Annotated in this window: 24 protein-coding genes and 1 pseudogene; 12 read left to right on the top strand and 13 right to left on the bottom strand. The window is 63.7% G+C overall.

Annotated features, from left to right (window positions below):
- Positions 1–128: 128 nt before the first annotated feature.
- Entirely contained in the window at positions 129–500 is a 372-nt protein-coding gene (locus VZ95_RS04850; protein ID WP_045774870.1) for a hypothetical protein, read from the top strand.
- On the opposite strand, the gene VZ95_RS04855 is transcribed toward VZ95_RS04850, so the two are convergent.
- From VZ95_RS04855 to VZ95_RS04880, 6 genes are all read right to left on the bottom strand, one after another.
- The gene (locus VZ95_RS04855; RefSeq protein WP_045774871.1) at positions 488–1,099 is read right to left on the bottom strand and encodes a LuxR C-terminal-related transcriptional regulator; all 612 of its coding nucleotides are present in this window, start codon (positions 1,097–1,099) and stop codon (positions 488–490) included. The genes VZ95_RS04850 and VZ95_RS04855 overlap by 13 nt on opposite strands.
- 48 nt (positions 1,100–1,147) lie before the next feature.
- Entirely contained in the window at positions 1,148–1,783 is a 636-nt protein-coding gene (locus tag VZ95_RS04860) for an FMN-binding negative transcriptional regulator (RefSeq protein ID WP_045774872.1), read from the bottom strand.
- Between the two features lie 15 nt (positions 1,784–1,798).
- A complete protein-coding gene (locus tag VZ95_RS04865) occupies positions 1,799–2,131 on the bottom strand; it encodes an AzlD family protein (protein ID WP_045774873.1) in 333 nt (110 codons plus the stop codon).
- On the bottom strand, positions 2,128–2,841 hold the full coding sequence (locus VZ95_RS04870) for an AzlC family ABC transporter permease (RefSeq protein WP_045774874.1): 714 nt from the start codon (positions 2,839–2,841) through the stop codon (positions 2,128–2,130). The genes VZ95_RS04865 and VZ95_RS04870 overlap by 4 nt, the downstream gene beginning before the upstream one ends.
- Positions 2,842–2,946: 105 nt before the next feature.
- Positions 2,947–3,162: a DUF1150 family protein gene (locus VZ95_RS04875; RefSeq protein WP_045774875.1), complete on the bottom strand. Its 216-nt coding sequence runs from the start codon at positions 3,160–3,162 to the stop codon at positions 2,947–2,949.
- A 167-nt stretch (positions 3,163–3,329) separates the two neighbouring features.
- Positions 3,330–3,806 (bottom strand): Hsp20 family protein, encoded by a 477-nt coding sequence (locus tag VZ95_RS04880; RefSeq protein ID WP_045774876.1) that lies wholly within the window; start codon positions 3,804–3,806, stop codon positions 3,330–3,332.
- 229 nt (positions 3,807–4,035) lie between these two features.
- Here VZ95_RS04880 and VZ95_RS04885 point away from each other — a divergent pair, with 229 nt between their 5' ends.
- Positions 4,036–4,347, top strand: a complete 312-nt coding sequence (locus VZ95_RS04885) for a helix-turn-helix domain-containing protein (RefSeq protein WP_045774877.1) — start codon at positions 4,036–4,038, stop codon at positions 4,345–4,347.
- 84 nt (positions 4,348–4,431) lie between these two features.
- On the opposite strand, the gene VZ95_RS04890 is transcribed toward VZ95_RS04885, so the two are convergent.
- Positions 4,432–4,764, bottom strand: coding sequence for a type II toxin-antitoxin system PemK/MazF family toxin (locus VZ95_RS04890; RefSeq protein ID WP_045774878.1), 333 nt, complete (start codon positions 4,762–4,764; stop codon positions 4,432–4,434).
- 358 nt (positions 4,765–5,122) lie between these two features.
- A pseudogene (gene nth / locus VZ95_RS04895) lies at positions 5,123–5,757 on the bottom strand (endonuclease III).
- Positions 5,758–5,854: 97 nt separating this feature from the next.
- Here nth and VZ95_RS04900 point away from each other — a divergent pair.
- Positions 5,855–6,373, top strand: a complete 519-nt coding sequence (locus VZ95_RS04900) for a DUF2244 domain-containing protein (protein ID WP_052711494.1) — start codon at positions 5,855–5,857, stop codon at positions 6,371–6,373.
- On the opposite strand, the gene VZ95_RS21615 is transcribed toward VZ95_RS04900, so the two are convergent.
- Complete coding sequence (locus VZ95_RS21615) at positions 6,370–7,422, bottom strand: response regulator (protein ID WP_198148092.1); 1,053 nt, start codon at positions 7,420–7,422, stop codon at positions 6,370–6,372. The two genes, VZ95_RS04900 and VZ95_RS21615, sit on opposite strands and share 4 nt — an antisense overlap.
- Before the next feature lie 223 nt (positions 7,423–7,645).
- Between VZ95_RS21615 and VZ95_RS04910 the strand changes: the two genes are divergently transcribed.
- The 8 genes from VZ95_RS04910 to VZ95_RS22770 are packed head-to-tail and all read left to right on the top strand — an operon-like array spanning position 7,646 to position 12,405.
- Entirely contained in the window at positions 7,646–8,365 is a 720-nt protein-coding gene (locus VZ95_RS04910; protein WP_332307985.1) for a riboflavin biosynthesis protein RibF, read from the top strand.
- Complete coding sequence (locus VZ95_RS28525) at positions 8,316–8,609, top strand: riboflavin kinase (RefSeq protein ID WP_332307986.1); 294 nt, start codon at positions 8,316–8,318, stop codon at positions 8,607–8,609. Before VZ95_RS04910 ends, VZ95_RS28525 begins: the two co-directional genes overlap by 50 nt.
- A 12-nt stretch (positions 8,610–8,621) precedes the next feature.
- On the top strand, positions 8,622–9,020 hold the full coding sequence (locus VZ95_RS28530; RefSeq protein WP_332307987.1) for an orotidine 5'-phosphate decarboxylase / HUMPS family protein: 399 nt from the start codon (positions 8,622–8,624) through the stop codon (positions 9,018–9,020).
- A complete protein-coding gene (locus VZ95_RS28535) occupies positions 9,017–9,376 on the top strand; it encodes an orotidine 5'-phosphate decarboxylase / HUMPS family protein (protein WP_332307988.1) in 360 nt (119 codons plus the stop codon). The genes VZ95_RS28530 and VZ95_RS28535 overlap by 4 nt, the downstream gene beginning before the upstream one ends.
- A gap of 25 nt (positions 9,377–9,401) precedes the next feature.
- Positions 9,402–10,289: an acetyl-CoA carboxylase, carboxyltransferase subunit beta gene (gene accD, locus VZ95_RS04920; RefSeq protein ID WP_045774879.1), complete on the top strand. Its 888-nt coding sequence runs from the start codon at positions 9,402–9,404 to the stop codon at positions 10,287–10,289.
- Between the two features lie 13 nt (positions 10,290–10,302).
- Positions 10,303–11,622: a bifunctional folylpolyglutamate synthase/dihydrofolate synthase gene (locus tag VZ95_RS04925; RefSeq protein ID WP_045774880.1), complete on the top strand. Its 1,320-nt coding sequence runs from the start codon at positions 10,303–10,305 to the stop codon at positions 11,620–11,622.
- A gap of 26 nt (positions 11,623–11,648) precedes the next feature.
- Positions 11,649–12,275 (top strand): alpha/beta fold hydrolase, encoded by a 627-nt coding sequence (locus VZ95_RS22765; protein WP_084627581.1) that lies wholly within the window; start codon positions 11,649–11,651, stop codon positions 12,273–12,275.
- Positions 12,217–12,405: an alpha/beta fold hydrolase gene (locus VZ95_RS22770; RefSeq protein ID WP_084627582.1), complete on the top strand. Its 189-nt coding sequence runs from the start codon at positions 12,217–12,219 to the stop codon at positions 12,403–12,405. Before VZ95_RS22765 ends, VZ95_RS22770 begins: the two co-directional genes overlap by 59 nt.
- On the opposite strand, the gene VZ95_RS04935 is transcribed toward VZ95_RS22770, so the two are convergent.
- The 4 genes from VZ95_RS04935 to VZ95_RS04950 form a co-directional block, all read right to left on the bottom strand.
- Positions 12,402–13,289, bottom strand: a complete 888-nt coding sequence (locus VZ95_RS04935; RefSeq protein WP_045774881.1) for a PhzF family phenazine biosynthesis protein — start codon at positions 13,287–13,289, stop codon at positions 12,402–12,404. The two genes, VZ95_RS22770 and VZ95_RS04935, sit on opposite strands and share 4 nt — an antisense overlap.
- Entirely contained in the window at positions 13,286–13,897 is a 612-nt protein-coding gene (locus VZ95_RS04940) for a GNAT family N-acetyltransferase (protein ID WP_045774882.1), read from the bottom strand. The genes VZ95_RS04935 and VZ95_RS04940 overlap by 4 nt, the downstream gene beginning before the upstream one ends.
- A 7-nt stretch (positions 13,898–13,904) precedes the next feature.
- Entirely contained in the window at positions 13,905–14,657 is a 753-nt protein-coding gene (locus tag VZ95_RS04945; protein ID WP_045774883.1) for an alanyl-tRNA editing protein, read from the bottom strand.
- A gap of 94 nt (positions 14,658–14,751) precedes the next feature.
- Positions 14,752–15,027, bottom strand: a complete 276-nt coding sequence (locus VZ95_RS04950; RefSeq protein ID WP_045774884.1) for a hypothetical protein — start codon at positions 15,025–15,027, stop codon at positions 14,752–14,754.
- A gap of 204 nt (positions 15,028–15,231) precedes the next feature.
- Here VZ95_RS04950 and VZ95_RS04955 point away from each other — a divergent pair.
- On the top strand, positions 15,232–16,217 hold a 986-nt coding region (locus VZ95_RS04955; RefSeq protein WP_156995066.1), incomplete at its 3' end, for an aminotransferase-like domain-containing protein.

Genomic DNA, 16,217 nt, shown 5'->3' on the forward strand with positions numbered 1-16,217 from the left:
TGACCGTCGCCGATAGCGGGCGGGGATGCAGCAGGCTTCGTTAACGCCTGCTGGGCGGGCAGGCCTCGGGGGCGAACCCCGCCTTACCGGAACGGGAGATCGACGGGCTCGGGCTCGGCCTGGGGCTGGTGCGGCGGATTGCTGATAGTCTGGGGATCGCCCTGCGCGTCCATCTCGGCCCGGCGGGCGGCACGCGCATCGAAAGCCTGTGGCCCGCCGCGCGCCCGCTGGCGCTGCCGGTGGAAAGCGTCGGCCTCGCCCTGAAACCCGGAATCGCCCGCAGCCTGCTCGCCGAAACCCTGGCCCAAAGCGACGCGGCGGTGCTGGTGGCCGACAGCGGGCGCGCGTTGCGCCAGCAGATGCGCGGCTTGGGCATTCGCAGGCTCGACGCGGTGATTCTCGATGAGCCGGAACAAGCGCGCCATGTTCGGCAATCGGCCATCATCCTGTTCCGGCCCAATCTTTGCGAGATTTTGACGGAGCTGCGTCAGCGCCCCTGACGGCTAAGGTAGGCGGCTTTCTGGCGGCTATCGGTGCCCAGCGCTTTCAGCAGATTATGGACGTGGATTTTCACCGTGGCTTCGGCGATGCCGAGAGACCGGGCGATTTCCTTATTGCTGCGGCCCTGTTCGATCAGGCCGAGAACCTCGTGCTGGCGCGGGCTGAGCGGCCCCGGTTGCGGCGCGGGTGGCACCATCGCACTGCGGCGCTGCTCGTACCAGCCGGGCACGACGCTGCCGCCCGCCAGCACGAGGCGCAGGGCTTGCAGCATCACCGCTTCATCTTCGGTTTTATGAACATAGCCGCGCGCGCCAAGGCGCAGCGCCTCGCTGACCGCTTCCGCCGTTTCCAGCATCGAAATCACTAGGATCGGTAGCGTTGGTGCCGCCGCGCGGAGGCTTGTGACCGGATGAACGCTGCGCGCGTCGGGCAGGCTCAGGTCGAGCAGGACCAGATCGGGCAGCGCCTCGCCCAGGCAGCGCAGCCCCTCGCCCAGGGTGCCGACGGCGCGGATACTGGCTTCCGGTTGCCAGAACTGCACAATCCGGGCAAGCCCGGCGCGAAAGAGGGTGTGATCGTCAATCAAAAGCAGCCGCATTCGGGGAAATTAACCTTTTCCGCGTGCAGGGCCTATAGATCATATGATCTAGAGCATTTTAGCCATCGCGTCGGCGACGGCCTCGGCCTGCGGCATTCCCTCGCCGCGCAGGCCCGCAATCACCCCGGCGATATCCTCGGGTGGGCGGTTTTGCGAGAGTTTGATTTTGCCGACAATCGCTGCAATCGGCAGCTTGAAGGCGGTGATGCCCTTCAGCATGGCGGCGATATAGGCCTCCGGCGCGTCCGTGAGCGACCAGGGCTCGGCCCGATGCGCTTCGAATTTGGCGGTGAGTTGGCTGAGGAGCGCGCGCATCGCGTCGGGCTCGGTAATCGGTTCGGCCTGCCCGACGACATCGACCGCGCTATAGTTCCACGTCGGCACGGCTTTTCCGTGGGCCTGTTTGCTGGGATACCAGCCGGGGGAAATATAAGCGTCCGCCCCCTGAAACACGGCGCGCGAGGGGGATTTGAAAATCTGCTCCCCGTGCGGATTGGCCTTGGCGAAATGGCCGTAGAGCGTGCCGTTTTCGCCCTCCGCCGCCGCGACAATCAGCGGCAGCGGCGTCGCCAGAGGCGCCCCGCCCGCCCCGTCCGCCGTTATCAACAGGGCAAACGGATGCGCGTCGATAAAGGCGTGCAGGGGCGTAAGCTCGGTTTCGGCGAAGGCGGGTGGGACATACATGATCGTATCCTCGGGCTATAAGCCCAAGAGTTTAAGACTAACCGTCGCCGCCACGGCAAGCCCTAAGGCGACCGCCAATTGCCCCGTCAATCGCATGCCGAGATAGGCCGCCGCCGCCCCGGCCCATTCGGGCGGGCCGCCCTTCAGCAAGGCGGGCACCACCAGGGCGGCGAACATCGCCCCCGGCAGATGGTGCAGAAAGGCATCGAGAAACGGGGTCGGGCGCAGAAAACGCACCATCAGAATGCCGCCCGCGCGCACGGCGAAACTGGCGGCTCCCATCGCGAGAAAAGCGATGAGCGTGGCGCTATCGACGCGAAGCATGTCGGCCAAGGTCGGGAAATTCATGCCACCGCTCCCTTGGCGGCCTTGAGGGAATCCCGAACCGCGCCCGCAAGCGCCCCGATCAGCCCGCCAATGAGAATATACCAAGCGCCCGGTAGCGTGAGGCTGGCGATCCCGGCGGCGATGGCGGCGGCACTCCACGGGATGAGATCGGCGGGGCTGCGGTAAAGCCCGTAGAGCAGGGAGGTGAAAACGGCAGTGCCGACGATCCCGAGGCCCAAGGCCTGCGGATCGGGCACGAGGCCGCCGGCGAACCAGCCAATGCCGCCGCTCACTGCCCAGAAGCTATAGAGGCACATCGCCGAGCCCATGAAATAGCTGGCGCGCACGCAGGCCGCGTTCGGCCCGCGCAGGGCTTGGATCGTCAGCGCCCAATTTTCATCGGCATTGAAGGCGGACGCGATCAGGGCGCGCGGCAGCCCGAGCGGCAGCAGCAAATCTTTGAGGGCGGCGGTTTGCAGCAGATAGCGCAGATTGAGGATCAGCACGGCCAGCGCCAACATGGCGACGGCGGGCGGCTGGGTCCAAAGTTCCAAAGCGAGCAATTGGCTGGAGCCGGCAAAAACGATCAGGCTCATCAGCACGGTTTCGGCCACGCTCAGGCCCTTACCGGCGGCGAGCAGCCCATAGACGAGCCCGAAAATGACGACGCTGAACGCGAGCGGCAAACAGGCGAGAAACCCCGCCCGAAAGCCAAGACTTAACGAAGACACCCGACACCCCCTAACCCGTCAGGCCGATCGACCGGATCGGCACGAAACGCGAGGTTAGAGGCGTGAGGCGGGGTGGGTCTTGAACGAAATTGCGCAGCCGGGCGCTCAGTGCGCGTCGAGCGGCTCTAGATCATTCTGTTTGATTGCGGCCAAGGCGAGGTCGCGGCTGGTCGCCACCGCCATCGCCGTGCCGTCGGCCCCGAAGATGCCATAGGCCGGTTGGCCTTCATGAATGACGGGCTTCACATAGGCGACACCGCCGGAACCGAGCGCGGCGAAATCGCTGGGGGTGAAACTGGTGGGGCGTTGTACGAACAACATAGCGTCGTCCTTTCTTCTCTGGGCTTCCGCCGAAACCTGCCTCTAGCCCGGTTTCGGGGAACGCGACACGAGTCCAGTATCACCGGCGCGGGGCAGTTTGTCCCAGGCGCAACTCTACTGTGACGGGGAAATTCTTAAGGAGAGGTTACTGACGGCGCGATAAAAGCCTATTCCGATATTCCGGCAGGCGCTTCCGGCGCGACATCCAGCGTGGGCGTTTTCGGTTTGGCTTTCGGCGGCGTCTTGATTTCGACCGTGCGCACGGTCACTTCGGGCAAGGGCCGGTGCAGATCGATATTCAGTAGGCCGTTATCGATTTCGGCGCCGATGACCTCGATACCCTCGACGAGCACGAAGGTGCGCTGAAACTGCCGCGCGGCAATGCCCCGGTGCAAAAAGACGCGATCCGAATCATCCTGCTGGCGGCCCCGGATGACGAGCTGGTTGTTTTCGATCTGAATCGACATATCTTCGCGGCGAAACCCGGCAACGGCCAAGGTAATGCGCAGCCGATCTTGGCCGGTTTGTTCGATATTATAGGGCGGATAGCCCTCATTGGCCCCCTTGGCGATCCGGTCGAGCGTGCGCTCGACGTGTTCGAACCCCAAGAGAAACGGCGAGTTGAGCACCGAAACGCGGGTCATGAAATCCCTTCTCCTTCAGATAAAGCGAGCGGGTGTTCGCCCCCCAACCCGGAACGGCATTGGACGGCAGTGGGTATTGCTTTCTACATGGCACTTGGGGCGTGGTTCATCAAGGGTGATGGTATCGCGCGGGCTGAGAGATTGTAAAATATAACATATATGTTATATGGATGTATGGTTTTCATCCTTCACTACTATGGTTCCGAGGCCCGGCTGAAGGAGATTCGTCATGGCGCTTAAGCCCGTCCCCGTCCCCCTGTCGCACGCGGCATTCGCGGCGGCTCTGCTGGCCGATCCCGAGACGAGGGCCGAGTACGAGCGCCTGCAAGGGGAGGAAATGCCCCGGCTCGACGCCATTCTCTCGGCGCGGCGAGAGGCGGGGCTCACCCAGGCCGAGGTCGCCGAGCGCATGGGAACGAAAGCGCCGGCGGTGGCGCGTTTGGAACAAGCGCTGATTTCCGGGCGTCCCTCGCCGTCGCTGGCCACGCTCAACCGCTATGCCCGCGCGCTGGGCAAGCGGCTGGACGTTAGACTGATTTAGTCTCAGGCGCGCGTCTTCGCCCCATAGGTACAAAACTCGGTCACGGGGCAGCGGAAGCGCTCCGCACCGCCAGTCCCCTATAGCCTAACCCGCACCCCCAAGACCGAGAAACCGCAGAAATGCGGCATCGATGGCCGCCATTGTGTCCGTGGCTAGCCTGCCAAAGACACTGCCGACTTTCGCGCGCGGCACCGTCATCGCCCGATCAATCATGACCTGGGATGGCTTGCGTAAGCCATTCTCGGCGTCGGGTTGAACGGAAATTCGAATGAGAGGCTCGGCGTGAATATCGCTGGTTAATTGTAAGACCGTGACGGAGGGAAGCGCGGCAAACGCATCGTCTTGAACCACCAGCGCCGGGCGCGGTTTACCATAATCGCCGTTGACGGAAATCGTTACCAAGTCGCCACGCTTCATGCTTTCCCCTCGTCAGAGAAGAGATCTGCATCAAAGAGCGCGTCCAATTCTCGGAGCGATTGCGCCTCGTCACTCCCCGGATCGCGGGAGCGTTCGGCGATGGCAAGCGACTGCCGCTGCGCTTCCGCCTCATAGGCCGGCGCTTCTGCCGCGCGACATATCCGCGCATAAATTCCCGCAGCACTTGGGCCGCAGGCTTATCCTCCGCCTCGGTGGCTTGCGTGAAGGCGGCCTTCAGCGCAGGGTCAATCCGAAAATTGAAGGTGTCCCCCTTGGGGTGCTGACTGGTCCGGGGCATGGCGCACTCCTGCCAAGTTATTTGCACATATAATGTACGTGCAAATCGAACAGTATTCAACTACCCTAGCGTCTTCTCCCCATAGGTACAAAACTCGGTCACGGGGCAGCGGAAGCACTCCGGTTTGCGGGCTTTGCAGATGTAGCGCCCGTGCAAAATGAGCCAATGGTGCGCGTGCAGAAGCCAGTGTTTTGGGATGCGCTTGAGCAGCGCCTCTTCCACCGCCAGCGGGGTCGCACCAGGGGCGAGGCCGGTGCGGTTGCCGAGGCGGAAGAGATGCGTGTCGACCGCCATCGTCGGTTGCCCGAAGAAGACGTTTAGCACCACATTGGCGGTCTTGCGGCCAACGCCGGGCAGGGCTTCCAAGGCTCCCGCGTGCCCGGAACCGCGCTGGCGTGATGGGCGATCAACTGCTGGCTGAGGGCGAATACATTCTTGGCCTTGGCGTTGAACAGGCCGATGGTTTTGATGTGGTCGCGAATGCCGTCTTCCCCCAGGGCCACCATCGCTTCCGGGGTATCGGCGGCGGCGAACAGGCCGCGCGTGGCCTTATTCACCGACACATCGGTCGCCTGGGCCGAGAGCACGACGGCGACCAGCAGGGTAAAGGCGCTCGAAAACTCCAGCTCGGTTTTCGGCTCCGGGTTGGCCGCCGACAGGGTGGCGAAAAACCCCTCGATGGCGGCTTTCGTCATTTTTTTTGAGGCTTTGTGTTCTGGGTCAGCCATAGCATCCTCGGGCGGCAGCAGAGGCGTTGACTTTGACTGGGCGCGGCGCAAGATCAAGGCCATCGTGACCGATGCCAGCCTCACCCCGACCGATTTTCCCGATTCTGGTTTTTCGAACCCCGGCCCCGTGGTGTTCGATGCCGAGTTGCGCCCGCACCGCTCGCTGTCGATGCGAGGGTTTCGGCTGCTGATGATGGCGGTGATCGGGGTGAGCGCGATTGCAGGCAGCGCGGTTTATCTGGCCGGGGCCTGGCCGGTGGTTGGCTTCTTGGGGGCCGATATTCTGCTGATCTACTGGGCGTTTCGCGCGTCTTATCGGGCGGCGCGGCGCTGCGAGAGACTGCGCCTAACCCAGGAGTGGCTCACCATTCAGCGCATCGACCCAAAAGGCCGGGACGTGACCCAGGCTCTGCGGCCCCATTGGCTGCGGGTGGAGTTGGACGAACCCGCCGGGCCATCAACGCCGCTGCGGCTGTGGAGCCACGGGCGGGCGGTGGTGGTGGGAAGCTTTCTGCCGCCCTCCGAACGGGAACGGCTGGCGGGCGCATTGCGCGCCGCGCTGGGGCGTTTGCGGGTCTTTTAGTGCGCCACCATCAGCCGGTCGCGGGCGCGTTCCAGGCTGGTGATGAGATCCTTGCCCATCTGGCCGCCCTCGCCCTTGATCTTCTCGCGGATGACGGCGTTGATGCCGTCCACATGGGTGCGGATGAACTCGAAAAGCTGGTCGCTGGCCTCGGAGATATCGAGCGTGCATTCGTAGAGCGAGCGCCCGAAGACGGTAATCAGCGGATAGCCGAAGGTGGAGCCCTGGCCGCGCAGATCATGGGCGATCTTATTGATGGTCTGGATCGGGATGAGGCGCTTGCGCGGGTCTAACGCTTTGCCCGCCCGATGGGCTTCGTAAAGCTGCTGGATCGAGCCGCGCACCCAATCGGAATAATCTTCTTCCATCCGGTCGAGCTGCTGTTCGGCCTGTTGCAGCAAGCTCGGGTCGATCACCAGCGGGCCGCGCCCGATTCCGGCGATTTTCTCGCGCAGGCGGTTCGGCAGTTTGAAGACGAAGGCTTTCGCGTTGTTGTTCACCGACTTCAAGCGCGATCCCGTATAGAGAACCTCAATGTCTTTGTCGGTGGCAATCCGCCGGTCCACATCATTATAGGGCCGCACCTGCCGCCGCCGGTCCGGGCCGAAATAATCGCGCGTGTAGATAAACGGGCGCGGCCCATCGATGGCGGCGATCAGATGATTGGCGACGGCTTTCACCGAAAACGGTTTGGCGAGAAACTCGGTGACGCCCAAATCGCGCACTTCGCGCACCTTATCGCCATCGGCGGCCCCGGAGATCATGACGAAGGGTATGAAGCGGTCCGGCGAATCCTCGCTCTGGCGCACCCAGCGCAGCACCATCGCGCCATTGATCGGCGACATCAGGTAATCGCAGATGATGAGATCCGGCACGAGCGCTTGGGCGGCGGCGGCGTTTTTGCTGAGCGAGCGCAGGTGCGTAATCGCGGCCCCGCCCTCTTCCATCGCCACGATGCGCCCAACTTTGAGCGCGCGCAGAATCTCTGCCAGCATCCCTCGGAAAAAGGGGCTGTCTTCGATAATCAGCACGCTCAGGCGCTCAAACACGGGCATCCTCCTCCATCGTGGGCGGCTTGCTGTGCGCCGCCATTAAGGGCTTTGGCCTACTAGAATGCCCATAAAAGTCAACCTAAAAGGAGTCTTTTGGATCATGGGAGCGGCGCTGCCCGTTGCCGGAACGGTTTTGCCTGCCTATAACAGCCGCTGTTCGAATAAATCGACCGCGTGAGGGGAGGCAAAGCGCGCCCCTTAGGACGTAAAAGGATTTCGGATGATCCGGACCCCGGCTCAGGGCCTCTGTTTGGTGCGCGATTTAACCTGCCTGCCCGCCCGTTTCCGGGGAGGGGCGGTTGCCGTTGGAAATTTCGACGGCGTGCATTTGGGCCATCGCGCCGTGATCGATGCGGCGCGCGCGGTGGCCGAGGCCGAGGGGTTGCCGCTGCTGGCGCTGACCTTCGAGCCGCACCCGCGCACCCTCTTCGCGCGCCTCAAAAGTCACAGCGATCCCGAACCCTTCCGGCTCACGCCCGGCCTAAGCAAGATCAAAGCGCTGGCCGATTTGGGGCTCGACGCCATCCTCTGCCTGCGCTTCACGCCCAGCTTCGCCCAGCAAACGCCGGAGGAGTTCATTCAGCAGGTGCTGATCGACGGGCTCGGCGTGCGGCATGTCGCCGTGGGGCATGATTTCTGCTTTGGGCGCGGGCGGGCTGGGAATGCCGGAACCTTGAGCGCGGCAGGGCCGTTTACGGTATCGGCCCTGCCGCCGCAACGCCGGGCCGAAGGGGAGGCGTTTGCCTCGACCCTGATCCGCGATCATCTGCGCGCGGGCCGGGTCGCGGACGCGGCGGCGCTGCTCGGGCGGCCTTTCACCATCACGGGCCGGGTGCGCCACGGCGATAAAACGCGGGCGGACCATCGGTTTTCCAACGGCGAATATCGCGTTGGGCGACTATCTGCGCCCGGCGTTTGGGGTCTATGCGGTGACGGTTGAGGGGGAAGGGCAGATCTATCGCGGCGTTGCCAATCTCGGGCGACGGCCAACCGTGGCCGGGTTGGTGGAGCGGCTGGAAGTGCATATCTTTGATTTTGCCGGTGATCTCTATGGCCGCAAGCTCACGGTCGCCTTACGCGATTTCCTGCGCCCCGAACAAAAATTCGACGGGCTGGACGCGCTGACCCGGCAGATTGCCTGCGATGCCGAAGCCGCGCGCGACAAGCTGGCGGCGCTCTGCTAAAAGGATAGCCCCATGACCACCGCAAAACCCGCGCCGGTATACGGCGCAACCACCCAGGCCGCGCAACTTTATTGCGCCCTCGATACCGTCGATCTTGCGCAAGCTCGGCTCTGGGCCAGCCAAATCGCGGCCCATGTGGATGGGGTGAAGCTCGGGTTAGAATTTTTCCTTGCCCACGGCCCTGCCGGGGTGCGGGCGATTCAGGCGCTGGGCCTGCCGATTTTTCTCGATCTCAAGCTGCACGATATTCCGAATACGGTCGCGGGTGCGGTGCGCGCGGTGGCGGGTTTGGGGCTGTCGGTGCTGACGGTTCATGCCAGCGGCGGCGCGGCGATGCTGCGCGCGGCGGCGGAGGCAGCCCAAGAAACGGCGGTAAAAGCCGGAGTTCCCGTGCCGAGGATCGTCGCGTGACGGTGCTGACCAGCCTTGCCGAGGAAGATTTGCTGCAGACCGGCCAGATCGGCCCCTTGCCCGATCACGTCGTGCGCTTGGCGCAGCTTGCCGTGCAAAACGGGCTCGCCGGGGTAGTGTCGTCGGCTAAAGAAGCTGCCCTGCTGCGCGCAAAACTCGGCCCGGCCCCGTTGCTGGTCGTGCCCGGTATTCGCCCGACCTGGGCCGACGCGGGCGACCAAAAGCGGATCGTGACACCGGGGGAAGCCGTGCGTTTGGGCGGCAGCCTTTTGGTCGTCGGACGGCCAATTACCGAAGCGCGCGACCCGGCGGATGCCGCGCGCCGCGTTCGCGAAGACATGATGGCGTCGGCCTGATGGGCCGGAAACAGGAGCTTATGGCATGAATTGGCTGACCAACTTCGTCCGTCCGAAAATCCGCGCGCTGGTCAGCCGGGGCACGGAGATTCCCGATAATCTTTGGGTCAAGTGCGACAAATGCGGCACGATGATCTTCCATCGCGAGCTTGAAGCCTCGCTGCACGTCTGCGCCCAATGCGGCAATCATATGCGCATCGATACGGGCAAACGCCTGGCGCTGATGCTGGACGACGGCTTTACCAAGCTCGACATGCCCAAACCCATCGTCGATCCATTGAAGTTCCGCGATAAGGAACGCTATACGGACCGGCTCAAACGCTCCCACGCCAAAACCACCGAGCCGGACGCGATCACCTCGGCGGCGGGCACCATAGGCGGCGTTCCGGCGGTCGTCTCGGTCTTAGATTTCAGCTTCATGGGCGGCTCGATGGGCATTGGCGTTGGCGACGGGTTCGTTGCGGCGGCGCGGGAAGCGGTCGAGCGGAAAGCCGCCTTCATCGCCGTCACCTCCTCGGGCGGCGCGCGCATGCAGGAAGGCATTCTGTCGCTGATGCAAATGCCGCGCACGACGATTGCCGTGCAGATGGTGAAGGAAGCGGGGCTGCCCTATATCGTGCTGCTGACCGACCCCACCACGGGCGGCGTTTCCGCCTCCTTTGCTATGCTGGGCGACGTGCAGATCGCCGAGCCGGGCGCCTATATCGCCTTCGCCGGTGCGCGCGTCATTGAAAGCACGGTGCGCGAAAAACTGCCGGAAGGCTTCCAGCGCGCCGAATATCTGCTGGAGCACGGCATGTTGGACGCGGTGGTTCCCCGGTCCGAGCTGCGCGGCACGCTGGCTAAGATACTGCGCCTACTGATGCGCACGTCGCCGCTGCCCGCGCTCGAATCCTCCGCCCCTGCGGCCTAGCGCGGATACCGTCATGACAGGCCCCACCACCCGCTGCCAGGACGTGCTAAAACGCCTGCAATCGCTGCACCCGAAGGTGATCGATCTCTCCTTAGGGCGCATGCAGGCGTTGCTTGATAAGCTCGGCAACCCCGAACAGCGGCTTCCGCCGGTCGTGCATGTGGCGGGGACCAATGGTAAGGGCTCGTTGGTCGCCTATTTGAAATCGATCTTTCAGGCGTCGGGCTATAAGGCCCATGCGTATATTTCGCCGCATCTGGTGCGCTTTAACGAGCGCATCAATCTGGCCGGGAATAATATTACCGACGACGCGCTGGTGTCGGTGCTGGAGCGAATCGAAACCGCGAACGACGGCGCGCCGATTACCTTTTTCGAAATCACCACGGCAGCGGCTTTCGTCGCTTTCTCCGAATATCCCGCCGATGTGCTGCTGCTGGAAGTTGGGCTCGGCGGGCGGCTCGATGCGACCAATGTGATTCCATCGCCGCTGCTGGCGGCGATTATGCCGATCTCGCTCGATCATCAATATTACTTGGGCGAGACGCTCGAAGCGATTGCCGGAGAAAAAGCCGGGATCATTAAAGAGGGCATAACGGTGATTGCCGGGCCGCAACCGCCGGAAGCCCTGTCGGTGATCGATTTGCGCGCGGCCGCCATCGGCGCGCAGGTGCTGGCCTTTGGGCGGAGTTGGACGGCGGCAAGCTGCCCGGAAGGGCTGCGCTATCAGGATGATATCGGCACATTGCTCTTGCCCAAGCCTGCCCTGTTCGGCGCGCATCAGATCGAAAACGCTGGGGCGGCGGTGGCCTGTGCCCTGCAACTGCGCAAGCGCTTTCAGAAGATCACTACGGTTTCCCTCGCTGAAGGGTTGCGCCGGGTGGAGCATCCGGCGCGGATGCAGCGGCTGATTACCGGCCCATTGGTCGATCTTCTGCCCGATACCTGCGATCTGTGGCTCGACGGTGGCCATAATCCCGGCGCGGGGGCGGCCTTGGCGGCAACTTTGCAAAGCTGGCGCGACCGGCCCTTATTCCTGGTCGTCGGCATGATCGATTCGAAAGACCCGCGCGGTTTTCTGGCGCCCTTGCAGCCTTATGCGCAGGTTATCCGTACGGTGACGATTCCCGAGGAAGCCAATTCGGTTCCGGCGGATCGGTTGGCGGCAATTGCGCAGGACGTTGGTTTTAGCGATGCGGCCTCGGTCGATTCGGTGTCGGAAGCCTTGCGCGATTTTGCCGACCGGGCGATGGGTGCGCGCGTGCTGATCTGCGGCTCGCTGTATCTCGCCGGGCGGGTATTGAGCGAAAACCGCTGCCCACCGCCGATTAGTTAAGAAAAATAAGAACCGGGGAGGATTTTATGAACTCAGCGACGCCTGTGGTGTTTCTGCACGGCCTTGGCTTGGATCATCGCTGCTGGAGGCCGCAGATCGACGCGCTCCGTGCCCAAGGCATCGCCTGCCATGCTTGGGAGATGCCCGGCCACGGCGGCGCGCCCTGGGACGGGCAGCCGATGAGCTTTTCGGGTTTAGCGGCGAGTTTGAGCAATTTTCTCGATGCGCAGTCTATCCCTACGGCCCATCTGGTCGGTCATTCGATGGGCGGCATGCTGGCGCTGGCGCTGGCGGCGACGGCCCCCGCGCGCTGCCGCTCGCTCACCCTGATTGGCAGTTCGGCGATGTTCGGGAGCGCCGACGGCAGCTTCCAGCGCGCTTTTCTCGCCGAACGGTTAGGCCCGCTCGACGCGGGGCAGCGTTTGGCCGACCTCGCCCCGGGCCCTGGTCGCCGATCTCTGCTTGTCGACGACCGCGCCGGACGTGATTGCCGGCTGTGTGGGTGCGATGGCGCGCATGGACGAAGCCGCCTACCGCGCCGCGCTCGCCTGCCTCGTCACCTTCGACCGACGCGCGGCGCTGGCGGGACTGACAATGCCGGTGCTCTGTATCGCTGGCGAGCACGACCGCCAAGCGCCTCCCCAGGGGGTTGAGCGGATGGCGGGCAAGATTCCAGGGGCACGGTTTCTCTGTATCCGCAACGCTGCCCATCTGATGATGCTCGAAGCGCCCGACGCGGTCACACAGGCCATTGGGGATTTTCTCGCAGAGGTTTCGGCCTAAACGAGCATCGTCCCTTCCAGCACGAAGACTGTTTGCCCGGCCAGAATCGTGCGTGTACCGGTATCCTCGACCCAAAGATCGCCGCGCCGGGCGCTGAGTTGGCGGGCACGGAGCTTGGTTTTGCCCAGGCGCGCGGCCCAATAGGGCGTGAGGATGCAGTGGAGCGAGCCCGTGACGGGATCTTCCGGAATCCCCGCCTTGGGGGCGAACATGCGGCTGACGAAATCCACATCGGGATGCGCGCCGCCCGCAATGGCGGTCAGCGAAACCTCGTCGGTATCGGGGGTTTTGCCGCCCGCCGCCGTGAGCGAGACGGAGCGATGGTTGATCGCGGCGATTTTCATCAAATCGGGCTTGGCCTCAGCCACCGTCGCCGCGTCCCGCACGAGCGCCACCAGACGGTAAGCGGCGGTCGGGCTGCACAGCAGGCCGAGCACCTCCACGCCGAGCGCGTCGGCAACCTGTGCCAATAGCGCCGCATCCTCAACCGCTTCCGGCACATCGCGCGGAAAATCGAGCGCATAGCCCGCCGCCCCGGTGGGAAGGGTTATTTTCTCCACATAAAGTGGGCCGCTGATACTGTGAAAGGTGACGCGCGGTGCCTGCGGCTCCAGCTTTTCAAACACCACGGCGGCGCTGGCGAGGGTGGCGTGACCGCAGAGCTGCACTTCCAGCGCGGGCGTGAACCAGCGAATGTCATACTCCACCGAAGCGCCAGGGCGGCGCTGGATGAAAGCGGTTTCGGACAGGTTGTTCTCGGCGGCAATCGCCTGCATCAGCGCATCGGGCAAAGCTTCCGTCAGCGGCATCACGGCGGCTGGATTGCCGCGAAACCGTTCGGCGGTGAAAGCATCGACCTGATAGAGGGGCAGGGCGCGGGTCATGCCGGGATATCTCCATCGGGGTAGAGCTGGCCTTCCAGCCGCGCTTTTACGGCGGGCCATTCGTCGGGCAGAATCGAGAAAACGACCGAGTGGCGCAGGCTGCCGTCGCTCATAATCATGTGATTGCGCAGTATCCCTTCCTCAACCCCGCCCAGGGCGGCAATCGCGGTGCGGGACTGCTGATTGAGGTGGTGGGTTTTGAGTTCCACGCGCAGGCAGCCGAGCGTTTCGAAGGCATAGCGCAGCATCAAATATTTGGCTTCGCGGTTGGCCCCGCTGCGCTGGCGGTCGGGGACGATGAAGGTCCAGCCGATTTCGACGCGCTTATGGGCGGCATCGATATTGCCAAAGCGGGTGGAGCCGATGGGCTGGCCGGTTTCGGCATCGAGCGTGCAGAAGGGAATGGCGGTTTTAGCCGCGACCATGCCGGCGGCGACGTTCAGAAACTCCGGAATCGCGGCGGCATCCTGCGTTGGCAGCCCCCCGAAATAGCGAAACACTGGGGCGGTGCCGATGGCCTGCTGGAGGCCCGGTCCGTGCTCGGCGGTGAGGGGCACCAGTTTTACGCGCCGTCCGGTCAGCGTGACCGGCGAAAGATCGAGACTCATTGCATCCTCACGCTTCGATGAAGGCCAGAACCACGCGGCGGTTCCGTTTGCCTTTGTTTTCGATTTTCTCGATCCGCACCGGGCCGATTTCACCCGTACGCGCCACATGGGTGCCGCCGCAGGGTTGCAGATCGACGCCGGGAATATCGATCAGGCGCACCTGCCCCGCGCCGCGCGGCGGCTGCACCGACATGGTTTTAACGAGGCCGGGGTTGGCGTCCAACTCCGCATCGGAAATCCAGCGTTGGCCGACCGCATGGTCGCCCGCGATCAGGGCGTTGAGCTGGGTTTCAATCGCGTCGCGGTCCAGCACCAGCTCGCCAATATCGAAATCCAAGCGGCCCTTGTCCTCACCCACCTGACCGCCCGTCACCCCTGCCGGGATGACCGATGAGAGCAGATGCAGGCAGGTATGCATGCGCATCAGCCGATGGCGGCGCGGCCAATCGAGCCGCATCTGCACATTGTCCCCCACCGCGAGCGCCGGAAGTGCCTCGGTAAGATGAACAATCGTCCCCGCTGCCGCGCCTTTGCGCGTGTCGAGAACGCGGATTTCAGTGCCCGACGGGGAGACAATCACGCCGGTATCGCCCGGCTGGCCGCCGCCGTTCGGGTAGAACAGCGTGCGATCCAGCAGGATTTCCGCGCCCTTCTCCGTTTCCACCACGGCGAGAACCTGAGCGTCGCCCTCAACGCGATAGGCGTCGCTGCGGAACAAATCCTCCGTGGCAGGAAAGGTTGGGGCGATTGTCTCACTCATGGGCGTAACTTCCTGCGGTAAGGACGGGGGCCGGGCGGGAGAGAGCCAGCGCTGCGACCAGATTGGCCACAGCGCCTTTCCCTCCCGAACGATGTTAGCGCCAGTCAGGAAAGCGGACATTGTGGTTATCCTGCAAGGGGCTTTGTCTCTGTAGATCGTCCAAACCGAGATCGTGGCGCAGATAGTCTGGAATATCCTGGGCTTGGCGGCGCAGACGCGCGGCCCGGTTGGCCCGCGCCAGCGCTAGGATCGGCAGGGCGAGCAGACGCAGGGCCTTGGCGAAAACGGTCGCGGTGGCCGAGGCGCGGGTATCTTTCGCGCAGCAGGCGGCGTCGGCGGGGGAAATGTAATAAGCCATTTTCGAGACCATTGTCTGCCTCCTTACAGATACAATTAGCGGCAAGTGTCTCTATCTGAACCGGCGTTAGGCGGCATGTCGAGCGCTACATTGTCCTCATGACAAAATTGTTCGGCATAATATGCGAACAATCCGATAATTGTTTTGGGTGAATGATGACAATGAATCTCGACAGACCGCCTTCCCAGCGCTAAGCTTGATCCATAAGGAGACGCTATGACCGCTTTGCTCGATCCCGCCCCCCGCAGCGCTGCCCCGCTGGCCTCGGCCCATTCGGGCGATGCCTGGGTGCCGGACCTCAGCCGCTTTCGTGGACCGCGCTATAAGGCGATTGCCGACGCGCTAGCGGCGGATATCGAGCAAAACCGCCTGCCCAGCGGCACGCGGCTGCCGACGCATCGGGATCTCGCCTATCGCCTGAAAGTCACCGTCGGCACCGTAACGCGCGCTTATTCCGAGGCTGAAAAGCGCGGGTTGATCGGCGGGGAAGTGGGGCGTGGCACCTTCGTGCGCCCGCGTCTCGATGCCCTTCCGGCCCCGGTGCCCGGCAGTAACGACGCGCTCATCGATCTCGCCATTAATGTTTCGGCGAATAATTCCGGCAGCGAGGCCGAGTCCCTGCGCCAAACCCTCGCCGATATTGGCGTGCAGGGCGCGGTCGAGCCGTTCCTCGCCTATCAGCCGCACCTTGGGATGGCCGATCATCGGGCGGCGATGGCGCGTTTCATTGCCCGGCCCGGTTTCGAGCCCGAAGCGGAAACCGTGTTTCTCACCTCCGGCGCGCAGCACGCGCTGCTGATGGCGCTCTCGGCGGTGGCGGCCCCCGGCGATACTATTGCCTGCGATGCCCTCACTTATGGCGGGTTGAAGTCAGCGGCGCGGCTGATGCATCTGCGCACTAAGGGGCTGCCCTCGGACGAAGAGGGCATTCTGCCGGAAGCCTTCGACGCCGCCTGCCGGGAAGGGCTGGTGAAAGCCCTCTACTGCATGCCGACGCTGCAAAACCCCACGGCGATTATCTGGAGTGCCCAGCGCCGGGCCGAAATCGCGGCGCTGGCGCAACGCCACCGCGTCGCCGTACTCGAAGACGATGTGTACGGCTTCCTCGTCCCGGAAGCGCCCTTGCCGATGCGCACCTACGCGCCCGATCAGGTCTATTATCTCAATTCCACGTCGAAAAGCCTCGCGGCGGGCCTGCGCAT

The organism is Elstera litoralis, assembly GCF_000963705.1.
Lineage (GTDB): Bacteria > Pseudomonadota > Alphaproteobacteria > Elsterales > Elsteraceae > Elstera > Elstera litoralis.